The following is a 12,688-nucleotide window of genomic DNA, read 5'->3' on the forward strand; positions in this document are numbered from 1 at the left end:
ATGAACAAACTCTGAAATCACTTGATCATTTAATGGTTTTATCTTGTTGCTTTGAACCCTCAACAAGTTCTTCGTCTAGTGAATGCGACATCTGATCTCGATGTGATCTGCTTTGAGAGGCGCAGCTCGAGCCAAAAAATCCAACCCCGGAATAAGACTGTGACATGAACCGACGAGGGATTATCTGAGCGAGTTCATTTGCCTGCTCTTCCTCATAAAGTTCTTGGCCCGCTTCATCAAATATGGGGTCGATCCGCTCAACGACGATCAAATGTTCTAGTCCCACATTCCTTAATAGATGATTAACTGCATTTTTAAGTGTAAATCGTTGTGTTAATAATTTTTGTGCTTCAACCACTGTTTGGTAATTGTTTGATAAAACAGGTTCTTTTTCTAATTGGTTTAATTCCCTTGCAATTATTGAGTCAAGAATTTCTTTTGGATCTCTTGATCCTGATTTACGTTTGTAATCAGAGTCGGGATCTTTACGAAGCCATAAAGGTACTGGCGCCTCAGGGTTTTGCGCCTTAAACATTTCTTCACGCCTCAATAAATTGTAAATTCCATATCGATATTTTCCAATATCAACGCCCTTACCGTATTGGCCTGTCTCTGTAAAAATATCATCGGTCACGGTACCAAATTTTGTATACACGATGCCTACGTCAAGAACGCTGATTATCGCTGAACCATTATTTCTCATGCCCATATCATCCATGCGGCACACATATTTGCAACTTTCCTTTAGCGCCAGTAATTGATAATCCTCACACCAGGGATGTATTTCGATAAATGAATTATTAAGTGCTATTTCTCCTCGGTCTACCAGAGCATTTAATTCGTTTACCAGGCCTTTCCAATACATTCTGCGCTCAGCGTTGCTGAATTGCGCATCATAAGGATGCGTGAGCTGATAGGTTTCTACTGCATCTTTTCCAAATCGTTCTTCAACAATATCCTGCATTAACTTTTTATCTTGAGGATCTCCTGCAAGTTTAACAATGGGTATTGCATTGATCCTGTCTGTAATCGTTTCTGCATCATCTTTTATTAATTGCGCTAATTGTAGGGCTTCTTCAAAACCTTTGCCGGGTCGAATGGTACCAAAGGACAGTATATTGGGTGGTCTTTTTATTACATCAAGTGGATGTGACGGTGCGGTACTGAGTTGTTGTGATGCAACCGTTAATCCTGATTTTCCTTCCAGATCGTAGAGTTGAACGGGGAATTTGTCTAATTCAAAATCTAAACCTACCTCTCTTGCTTTTTTTGCAATACCTGAGGGTTCTGTTGTGTTTCGTTTATCACAATCACCGTAAGTAGCTGCAATAATGGCATTGTTCCTATCCAGTTCATTAAAGAACTGTACAGTATTAGCCTCCCGCATTAAGTCATGGGTATACTGCTGTAAATAGCGCCGGGTATAATTTTGCTTGTACTCATGTACAGTGATATTCACTTTGATGCCCGCTTCCTTGAATTTCACTATATCTCCTGGAGAGATAAATACGCCACAATCCGGTGGGCGGATGTGAATATCAAGATAAGTCTCATCATCAATAGGTGTCATGCTCTGAATGATGTTGTCAATGACCTGAGCTTTTAATGGATCTCGTTGGTTGGCTTGATATGCCAGGTGAAATCCTTCAGCAGCGCTAAATTTTCTTTTAGCATAAAAACTATCAAGTTTTGTATTTGATGTGAGATAAGGTTCTTCTTTTTTTAAAAATAGTGCTTGTAATTCTGCAATAAATTGGGCTCTAGCCAGTTTGCTGTTCAAAATATTATTTGTACTTCGTACAGTATTCACTTTATTATTAATGTGTTGATAAGTTTCTATTGCCTCATCGATGGCAGCCGGAGATGCAAGTTCTATATCCATCGGATGAGGATTGAGTAAGGCATCAGTAAATTGCTTTTGGTCGTGAGTTGATGAGTAGCCTTCCTGGAACACTTTTTGAATCAATTCTAATTTATCAGACACTAAAACTCTGGGATCAGTAATTTGGCTGAATTGAGCTGGATATTGTTCTGCGACAGATTGACGAATTCTTAAAGATGTTAAATTTTCTATGATACTATCGGTTGTTATTTTTAGTTGATTGAAATTGAGAATTTTTCTAAATTGATTATCGTTTTCAATATCATAGGTTAGATTATTACTGTGAAAATCGTACGGATAACCTCTAATGCCTGTGATGGTATCGCTTAATGCCTCGAGGTCTTTCAAATTAACCGGATTCTCAAAATATTCCAATAAGCTTCGAAACGTCCCATAAGCCTTTTCATATCTTGAAACTAGCTGTTGATTACCAAAATGTGCTTCAATGTATTCATTTAGACTGCAGTTTTCCTGAGTTTCTCTGTTTTGTTCGTATAAACTGACCAGATGTTTAAGTTTGTCTTTGGGTTTAGGAATTCTTTGAAGTCCAGCCATATTAAAAGCCACCGCGTCACTTAATTTTCGCATTTTGTCATCTAGTTTATCCAATATTTCACGAGTTCTTTCTAGATTTAAATAAATTGGTTTTTGTGAATAAATGTCCATAATAGTCATTGAATGCAAGCTTCCATCACCTCTTAAAATAACTTTGGGTGTTTTAGGACTAACTGTTCGTCTATTCACTTCTTCTGCTTCGAGAGGAGATGACTCTGGGTCAAGTAGTTTATAGCCACTAATTGTTGTTCTTTTATTCGCAACCGGCTGTAATACCTCGGCGCTTGGGATGGTATCATGAGGAATTGATGTACATCCTGCTGGAAGCGGAATAGTATAATGGCCATCATTTCGTTTTAACCAAGTACACTGTATGTCCGGGTAGTTCGTTGTAAAACCGGATTTTAGAGACGCAGCATATTGTCCATCACCTGTTTTGGCTTCTTCATCAAAGGGAGCTGTGAGTAGATATATTTTAGTCATAATGCCGATTTATTTTCCGCTAACATATTTAAATTATACGTTATGTTTATTACGTAAACATTAAGAGGCAGATTAAATTCCAAAATAGTTATGTTGTTGTTTTGATTGTCATTATTTTGATTAACTGATGAACCAAGTCATTTCAACTTTTCCCTTTGGTGTATAAGAATACAATCCATGATGCATAGAGATTGAACTAATAAGTATTCTCTTGATTTGAATTTAAACAACAGTCGGGGTTTCTTATAGATTATTAGGTGGTTTTCTTGAATAGACGGGCATATAGTGTTAATTTTTATGAATAAAAACATCCATTAATTACAGTGTGCATGGAGCTCTGATTGAAAAAAACTGTTCTGCATACGGCTATACTCGCGTTGACTTTGCCAATGTCTCTTCATGCGATAGGCCTGGGCAACATGACAGTAAAGTCTGCTCTTGATCAGCCATTTTCTGCAGAAATAGAATTAATTGACGTGGGTTCTACACCCTTACCTGGTATAAGGGTAGGGATAGCTGATCCTGAGAATTTCGATGAAATAGGTATTGAACGTACTGCTGTATTATCTTTGCTTAACTTTAGGATCGAAAAAAATAAACTGGGTAAATACATTATCATTGTGCAGTCCACGGAGCGAATGACTGAACCCTATATTGAAATGGTTGTTGATTTAACCTGGCCACAAGGTCAGTTATACAGAGCTTACACCGTTTTGCTAGACCCTCCAGGTTATCAATTGGTTTCCACTACCGCACAAAGCAGTTCAATATATTATAAAACAGTACAAAAGCATACCTATGAACCGGGGGTAATTAATAAAACGGTCACTACAGAAGTGGAACATAACCCCATTAGTCAAAATGACAGTAAGAAAAAAGCGACTTACGGACCTACAATTACAAATGAAAATGTGTGGCAAATAGCTCTGAGATATAAGGCTTCAGAGGTTATTTTACCGCAGGTTGTTCTTGCTATTGTTGGAGCAAACCCTGATGCGTTTAAAGAGGGTAATCTAAATGGTTTAAAAATAGGGGTACGATTGGTAATCCCTGGTACTGAAGACATTATGCGGGTACCTGCAGACTTGGCAACTGAAGAGGTCATGGCGCACGATAAGGCCTGGAATGAAAAAACGCCTATTAATCATGTTTTATCCCCACCCTATATGAATGGCAAAACACTTACTTCAGGTTCTCCGGCTAATAATTCGCAGATTCCGGTTATACCCAAAATGACAATCCAAGCTGAGCCTGTGCCGAGTTCTTCAACGCAGTTAATTTCGATTAATGCAGCATTGCCTGGAATGAATACCAATCAACAGCAATCAGTGCCTAATACTAATAATACCACTCAGAATATAGATCGAGACGCAACAACCAGAGCCGAGTTATCCATTACAACAGCCGCAGTTGAATCAGTAAGGGAATCTAATGCCTTGTTGATGGAACAATTACATTTATTGCAGGATCAAAATAAGAAATTACAACAGCAATTAGATAAACGTGACAAGGAGTTGGAACGTTTGCAGGCCCAGGTTCAAGTGATGATGAAACAACGATTTGCTGTAGCTGCCCAGGCAAGTTCTGCAAATGCAGGTAATTCAAACACCAGTTATTGGCCCTTCATTGTATTATTAATTGTGGCTGCAGGTGGCGGTGGCTTTGCTTATTGGTATTTTATCCATCGGAAGCATGATGGTAAGGATTCTCCTTATCTAACTGATACCCCGATTCAACCCAAAACAATTATTCCTTCAGTCGAGCCTGTGTCAATTTTGGCTGAGGATTCTGTTACTGAAACTCAAATTCAACCTCAACCTGAAGTTGCTTCAGCTGAGGTATCGGAAGCAAATACTCAGGTTGATGTGATAAACCATGAAAATGATAATACATTGACTGACGCTCAAAGTGATTCTATTGATGAGCATAATGCGACTGAGGTTGAGAAAGAAGAATATCCTGAGATCGTGATGTCTACCGAAAAAGCAGCTAAAAAACGTCCAGGCAGAAAAAAGAAAGAGACTGTGAACGATAACTTACCGGAACTGGCCGCAAAAGATGAATTATACAAAGAAGAACCTAAGGGCATAATCGAAATTGATGAACTGGCTGAGGCTTCTGGAAACGAAGCATCAGTTACTTCAGAGCAGCCTAAGATAGAGGAATCTGCCGGAACGCTTATTGAGCTACCCCCCGTACAGCAAGACAATCAACCGGTTGAGCCTGAGCAAGATAAAGTATCTGAACCGGTCAGTGATGCAGAATTGCCAAACAACGGGGTATTGGAGTTTGAGTCAGGGTTGCATGAGTTACTTCAAGAACAATCAAAGCAGCAACCTGCTAAAAACACTGTTGTTGAAGATAACGATCAGGACATGTCTTTGGATTTTGTTTCGTCGCTATCGGAGACCCCAGAGACTGTCCAGATTGATAATCCCGTTGTCGATGATACAGGTGAAGGAGAGTACATAGCGGACTCCAATGAAAGTCAAGAGAATATGTCTCAACCTGAGGAAGTCGCCAGTGACGATCTTACCTCAGCTACCCAGATGCCTGAAGTTGATTTGGATAAATCCATTACTGACTTTTTTGTTGAACCAACACAGGAACAAATGGATTCAGATGATCGTTATTTTGCTGATGACGCATCCATTAAACCCGAGCCTGAAACAAATAAAGAGCCCGCAAATCCATTAAAAAGTACTAAAGCGCTTAATACCTTGTTGGATCTTGCAAAAACTTACATTGGAATGGATGATTTTGAATCTGCCCGACATTCTCTGGAAGAAGTACTTGAGTTTGGTAATGAACAGCAAAAAACGGACGCCAAAGCCTTACTTGAGCAGATAAAAGATAAATAAAATGAAGTGATTAAACTGCTTCTCCTTGGGAACAATTGACTACTCACGAAAAGAGTCTGTTTCGAATGGGAGTTATTTGAACTAAATCTGATCCATTGTCGTTTTTTTGATTCACTATAAAAGCAGTATATCCAGAAACTCCACAGAAACCATCAACTAGATATAGACAAAATAAATGGGGTATTATAAATTGACCCTTTTTATCAGGAAATTTGAATGCGTATTGCCTTAGTGGTCGAATACGATGGAAGCCAATATCATGGTTGGCAAGCACAGACGGGCTTGCATACTATTCAACAGTCTGTTGAGCATGCTCTGTCAAAGGTTGCAGACAGTACTATTTCTGTTGTGTGTGCTGGTAGAACAGATACCGGTGTTCATGCGACAAATCAGGTTATCCATTTTGATTGTGAAAAGGAGCGTACCATACGTGCCTGGATTCATGGCGCGAACTCTTTTTTACCTAAAGATATCTGCGTTAAATGGGGCAAGGAGATGAAAGACAGCTTTCATGCTCGTTACTCAGCGACCAGCAGGAGATATCGCTATGTGATTTATAATGGCCCGATCCGTCCGGCTTTATTGCGAAGTAATGTGACTTGGCAATACAGGCAGTTGGATCATCGACTTATGCATGAAGGGGCACAAAAACTACTAGGTGAGAATGATTATACGTCTTTTCGTTCAGTAGAATGTCAATCTAAAACACCAATGAGAAATGTACACCAGATACAAGTGACTCGCTCAGGGGAGTTGGTGATTATTGATATTACTGCAAATGCCTTTTTACACCATATGGTGCGCAATATAGCAGGAGTATTAATTTCGGTGGGATCAAATAAACATCCCCCTTCCTGGGTTGAAGAGGTCCTGCATGCGCGCGATAGAAAGTTAGGAGCTGAAACTGCTCCTTCTTATGGTTTATATCTGGTTCAGGTAGGCTATCCAGCAGAATTTGGTGTTTTACAGAATAACCCGGGCCCCTTATTTCTTTGGGAGAAATAATTGAATCAAACTCGTATACGAGTCAAAATGTGCGGTATGACACGTAAAGAGGATGTAGCTCACGCCATCAGCCTTGGCGTTGATGCTATTGGTTTGATTATCTATCCTAAAAGTTCGCGTTATGTCAGTATAGAAAAAGCCCGCTTGCTGCTCAGCGATTTGCCTCCATTTATCGATGCAGTTGCTGTGCTGGTTAATCCGGACAGGGACACCGTTCATCACATACTTGATGAACTTCCTGTTACTTTATTGCAGTTTCATGGCGATGAATCTCCTGAGTTCTGTCAGGAGTTTGATTTCCCTTATATTAAAGCGGTACATCCGAAATCATCCACTCAGATTGTTCATTTTGCGGATGAATTTCAGAGTGCTCGCGCTGTACTTCTGGATGCTGCCACACCTGACAACAGAGGAGGTACAGGGTTAACCTTTGACTGGTCAATTATTCCTGACCATGTGACAAAACCCTACATTTTGGCTGGCGGACTCAATGAGCTGAATGTTATCGAAGCGATTAAGCTGCATAGGCCTTATGCAGTGGATGTATGTAGTGGGATCGAGACATTGCCAGGGGTAAAAGATCATCAAAAAATGAGCCGATTTATGAAGGCATTATGGGGTAAAGAATGAGTATTAGAGAACTTCCTGATGAACAAGGGCATTTTGGTCCTTATGGCGGTATATTTGTAGCCGATACTTTGATGTTTGCGCTAAAACAGTTGGAGCAGGCTTATACCAAATTCCGTAATGATCCGGAATTTTTAGCTGAGTTGCATTCAGAATTAAGAGACTATGTAGGGCGTCCCAATCCTTTGTATCATGCTGATCGTCTAAGCAAAATGGTTGGTGGTGCGCAGATATATCTTAAAAGGGAAGATTTGAATCATACAGGCGCACATAAAATAAATAATACAGTAGGGCAGGCATTGCTTGCCAAGCGTATGGGAAAAACGCGAATTATTGCGGAAACCGGTGCAGGGCAACACGGTGTAGCATCAGCAACTGTTGCTGCAAAACTTGGATTTGAGTGTGTTGTTTACATGGGGGCAGAAGACATCAAGCGCCAATCCAGTAATGTGTATCGCATGAAACTCCTGGGTGCTGAAGTGGTTCCTGTCACATCGGGATCAAAAACGCTTAAAGACGCATTAAACGAGGCAATGAGAGATTGGGTAAGTCATATTGATGATACCTTTTATATTATTGGTACTGTAGCTGGCCCTCATCCATATCCTCAAATGGTTAGAGATTTTCAAACCGTAATCGGAGTAGAGGCGCGGAGGCAATGTCTTGAAAAAACAGGTCAATTACCCGATGCACTTGTTGCCTGCGTAGGCGGCGGTTCTAATGCAATAGGTTTATTTTATCCTTTTTTAAATGATGAATCTGTCGCCATTTATGGTGTCGAGGCTGGTGGAAAAGGTTTGGAAACCGGTGAACATTCGGCTTCCCTGATTGCAGGAAAACCAGGAGTATTACACGGAAATAGAACGTATTTGCTTTGTGATGATTTCGGACAAATTAAAGATACTCATTCGGTCTCTGCTGGTCTTGATTATCCTGGTGTTGGCCCCGAGCATGCTTATTTAAAAGATACTGGACGAGTCCAATACGTCGCAATAAATGATGATGAAGCTTTGGAAGCATTTCGGACTTTAACACGGATAGAGGGGATTATACCGGCACTTGAGTCCAGTCATGCGCTGGCGTATGCAATGAAATTAGCGAAAACCATGGCTAAAAGTCAACGCATCATAGTCAATTTATCAGGACGTGGTGATAAAGACATGCATACAGTGGCATCCATTGATGGAATTACAGTGTAATGGAACATAGAATGTCGTTCTGAAGAAGTGACAGGATTTGGGAATACAATGAGCAAAAGAATCATGGGTATTCACATTCTTGTTTAACTTCTGAGGTTTGGAGCGATAGATTTTGAATTGATGTTGATTGATACTAATTTAGGTACTATATGAACCGAATTGATAAAACTTTGGCAGATCTTAAAGCCAACGGCAAAAAGATGTTGAGTCCTTACCTGACAGCAGGTGATCCTCATCCTGATAGTACAGTTGAATTGATGCATGCATTGGTCGGTGCTGGGGCAGATATTTTGGAGCTTGGTATTCCTTTCTCTGATCCTATGGCTGAAGGGCCTGTGATTCAACATGCAATGGAGCGCGCTTTGGCTCACTCAGTACATTGTCAGGATGTGCTTGAGATGGTCAGGGAGTTTCGACAACAGGATAAGGATACTCCAGTCATTATTATGGGGTATTTAAATCCCATAGAACAGTATGGTTATGACAGGTTTGCACAACATGCTGTAGAGGCAGGAGTAGATGGGACTATATTGGTTGATTTGCCTCCTGAAGAAGGAGACTCAATTTCCAGCGCTTGGGAACAACACGGTTTGTATAGTATTTTTCTTTGTTCTCCCACAACTTCTGAACAACGAATGGAATTGATTAACCGTCATGCTAAAGGGTATCTGTATTATGTTTCTTTAAAAGGAGTTACCGGTTCAGATACACTGGATATGTCTTCTTTAAAAGCTGAATATCAAAAACGTAAAGCGCAAACCAGTCTTCCCTTAATGGTGGGCTTTGGGATAAAAACTCCTGAAATGGCTGCCGAGGTATCAGAGTTTTCTGACGGTGTTATTGTAGGGGCTGCGCTAATCACCACGATTCTGGAAGCCTATGAATCAAATAGAAACGCAGCACAGGCTGGGGCTGGTTTAATTAGCTCCATGCGGCAGGCAATCGATAATAATGGAAAAAAAGAATGACAGAATTAACAGAAAAAAGAGCGCATTTTATAAGACAGATGATTACCGATGATCTGGCCAATGGTAAACATCAATCGGTAGTTACTCGATTTCCACCTGAGCCAAACGGATACTTGCACGTAGGTCATGCCAAGTCCATCTGTTTGAATTTTGGCTTGGCAGAAGAATTTAAAGGTAAATGCTTTTTGCGTTTTGACGACACAAATCCCATTAAAGAAGAAGAAGAATACGTCAATGCAATCATAGATGATGTCCGATGGTTAGGATTTGAATGGTGTGACATGACCCATTCTTCTGATTATTATCATGAGCTGTATGATTTTGCTGTTTATTTGATTAGAAAAGATATGGCTTATGTAGACAGTCTGAGCATGGAAGACATTCGCGCTTATAGAGGTACCCTACAGGAGCCAGGGCGAGAAAGTCCTTATAGAAACAGGCCAATTGAAGAAAGTCTTGATTTGTTTACCCGAATGAAGGCCGGAGAATTTGAAGATGGTGCCCATGTTCTAAGAGCCAAGATAGACATGAAATCAGGGAACGTCAACATGCGTGATCCGGTTCTTTATCGAATCCGTCATGCCTCTCATCAACGAACGGGCGATGAATGGTGTATTTACCCAATGTATGATTACGCACATCCGATATCTGATGCTCTGGAGAAAATCACGCATTCATTGTGTACTTTAGAGTTTCAGGATCATCGCCCTTTATATGACTGGTTGGTTGATAATTTACCTTTACCCGCGCGGCCAGTTCAAACCGAATTTGCACGTTTGAATTTATCTCATACCGTGACTTCCAAGCGGAAATTGCGTGAACTGGTTGAAAAAAATATTGTCTCTGGTTGGGATGACCCGAGATTACCAACCTTAAGAGGAATGCGTAAACGAGGCTATCCACCTGCGGCAATTCGCCAATTTTGCGAAATAATTGGCATTTCCCGAAGCGATTCAGTGATTGATATGTCTTTATTGGAAGAGTGCGTCCGTAACGAGTTTAACAAGACTGCCAAGCGCGCATTATGTGTGATGGATCCGATTAAAATTGTTATTGAAAATTATCCTGAAGATAAAGTGGAGCTTATTAAATCTAACTTTTATCCCCAGGATCCTGATTCAGACAGCAGAGAATTACCGTTCTCAAGAGAAGTATATATTGAACGCTCTGATTTTATGGAAGATCCTCCTAAAAAATACTTTCGTTTGTCTCCTGGGGCAGAAGTACGACTGCGACATGCTTATGTGATCAAATGCGAGAAGGTCATTCGAGATGATAAAGGGAACATCGTAGAACTGCGCTGTACCTATGACCCGAAAACTTTAGGCAAAAATCCTGAAGATCGTAAAGTTAAAGGGGTCATTCACTGGGTATCCTGTGCTCATGCCTATCCGGTCACTATTTATCAATACGACAGATTGTTTCATGATGCCAATCCCGCCCGCGAAGATGATTTTCTCCAGTTTTTAAATCATGATTCATTACAAACTCAGCAAGCATTTTGTGAACCTGCGCTGGCAAATCAATCTGAAGGTGATGTGTTTCAGTTTGAACGGCTAGGTTATTATTGTGTTAACCAAGTGGTTGATGGGCAGGTCCAGGCGTTTCATCGTGTGGTGGATTTAAAAGACACTTGGGGTAAAGTGAGCTAGGGGGCAAAGATGTTGCATTTATATAATTCCTTAACCAGAACTAAAGAGGTTTTTGTTCCGATAACACCCGGAAAAATTGGAATGTACGTGTGTGGAAACACAGTTTACGATCATTGCCATCTTGGTCATGCGCGCTCTATGGTGTCTTTTGATGTCATCGTGCGTTTTCTTCGCTCGCAGGGCTTTGAGGTTACTTATATCCGGAATATCACTGATATAGATGATAAAATTATCATTCGAGCGAATGAACGAGGTATTTCCATTAATCAATTAACGGATCATTATATTGAAGCCATGAATGAAGATACTCGTTCATTAAATATACTGCCTCCAGACATAGAACCAAGAGCGACAGGCCATGTAGATACCATAATCCGATTAATTCAGCGTTTGTTGGATAAAGGCAATGCTTATGTGAGTGACAATGGGGATGTCTGTTATCAGGTGGATACCTTTCCTGAGTATGGAAAATTATCTCATAAAGATATCGAAGGCCTGGTCTCGGGTTCTCGGGTTGAAATTGTTAAAGAAAAACGTTCCCCACTGGATTTCGTCTTATGGAAAAAGGCAAAGCCTAACGAGCCAAGCTGGCCATCACCTTGGGGAGATGGTCGTCCAGGATGGCATATTGAATGCTCCGCTATGGCCATGCATGAGTTAGGTGAGCAATTCGATATTCATGGCGGCGGTTTGGATTTACAGTTTCCTCATCATGAAAATGAGATTGCCCAAAGCGAGGCTGCATCAGGTAAGCAATTTGCAAATTACTGGCTGCATGTGGGCATGTTGCAGGTTAACGGGGAGAAAATGGCCAAATCTACTGGTAATTTTTTCACCATTGCCGATGTATTGAAAGAGCATCATCCTGAAGTAATTCGCTATTTTCTCTTGAGCAGTCATTACCGAAGTCCATTAAACTATTCTGAGGACAATTTGTTCAATGCAAAAAAAGCATTAACCCGAATGTATCAATCCATTAAAGATATACCCTCTTTGGGGGCTGAGAATGAGTTGGATAATCATTGGATTGAGCAATTTAACCAAGCGATGAACGATGATTTCAATACGCCAATAGCTTTGTCGGTTTTATTTCAGCTGAGTCGTGAAGTGAATAAAAATGCATCCCCAATACTTGCGGCAACTTTGAGGCACCTGGCGGGGATATTGGGCATTTTACAAGAAGAGCCTTCTGCATTTTTGCAGTCTGGCCTTGAATCGGATGATAAGGAAGTTATCGAGCAATTGATTGCCGAACGATTACAGGCAAGAGCTGAGCGTAACTGGGCAAGAGCCGATCAAATTCGAGCTGAACTACTGACTCAGGGCATCGAGTTGGAAGACGGGGAGAAAGGAACTACCTGGCGGAAAATTTCTGATTAATGTTCGAGTGAATCAGAAGCAGGGATTAAAAAGGCACATGTCCGTTTAATGCCTGGATTAACTACTTTTAGTATCG

At 40.6% G+C, this 12,688-nt stretch carries 8 protein-coding genes; 7 read left to right on the top strand and 1 reads right to left on the bottom strand.

Annotated features, from left to right (window positions below):
* Positions 1–25 precede the first annotated feature (25 nt).
* Entirely contained in the window at positions 26–2,920 is a 2,895-nt protein-coding gene (gene sidI / locus G543_RS17745; protein WP_051190671.1) for a Dot/Icm T4SS effector Ceg32/SidI, read from the bottom strand.
* 341 nt (positions 2,921–3,261) lie between these two features.
* Between sidI and G543_RS0110315 the strand changes: the two genes are divergently transcribed.
* The 7 genes from G543_RS0110315 to cysS all read left to right on the top strand — a co-directional run bounded on the left by G543_RS0110315 (position 3,262) and on the right by cysS (position 12,612).
* Entirely contained in the window at positions 3,262–5,781 is a 2,520-nt protein-coding gene (locus G543_RS0110315; protein WP_028384431.1) for a FimV/HubP family polar landmark protein, read from the top strand.
* Between the two features lie 216 nt (positions 5,782–5,997).
* Positions 5,998–6,786 (top strand): tRNA pseudouridine(38-40) synthase TruA, encoded by a 789-nt coding sequence (gene truA, locus G543_RS0110320; protein WP_028384432.1) that lies wholly within the window; start codon positions 5,998–6,000, stop codon positions 6,784–6,786.
* A complete protein-coding gene (locus G543_RS0110325) occupies positions 6,787–7,416 on the top strand; it encodes a phosphoribosylanthranilate isomerase (protein ID WP_028384433.1) in 630 nt (209 codons plus the stop codon).
* On the top strand, positions 7,413–8,612 hold the full coding sequence (trpB, locus tag G543_RS0110330; RefSeq protein WP_028384434.1) for a tryptophan synthase subunit beta: 1,200 nt from the start codon (positions 7,413–7,415) through the stop codon (positions 8,610–8,612). Before G543_RS0110325 ends, trpB begins: the two co-directional genes overlap by 4 nt.
* A gap of 149 nt (positions 8,613–8,761) precedes the next feature.
* A complete protein-coding gene (gene trpA / locus G543_RS0110335) occupies positions 8,762–9,580 on the top strand; it encodes a tryptophan synthase subunit alpha (RefSeq protein ID WP_028384435.1) in 819 nt (272 codons plus the stop codon).
* Positions 9,577–11,232, top strand: a complete 1,656-nt coding sequence (locus G543_RS0110340) for a glutamine--tRNA ligase/YqeY domain fusion protein (RefSeq protein ID WP_028384436.1) — start codon at positions 9,577–9,579, stop codon at positions 11,230–11,232. Before trpA ends, G543_RS0110340 begins: the two co-directional genes overlap by 4 nt.
* 9 nt (positions 11,233–11,241) lie before the next feature.
* On the top strand, positions 11,242–12,612 hold the full coding sequence (cysS, locus tag G543_RS0110345; RefSeq protein ID WP_028384437.1) for a cysteine--tRNA ligase: 1,371 nt from the start codon (positions 11,242–11,244) through the stop codon (positions 12,610–12,612).
* Positions 12,613–12,688: the final 76 nt, after the last annotated feature.

It is taken from the genome of Legionella moravica DSM 19234, from assembly GCF_000423305.1.
Lineage (GTDB): Bacteria > Pseudomonadota > Gammaproteobacteria > Legionellales > Legionellaceae > Legionella > Legionella moravica.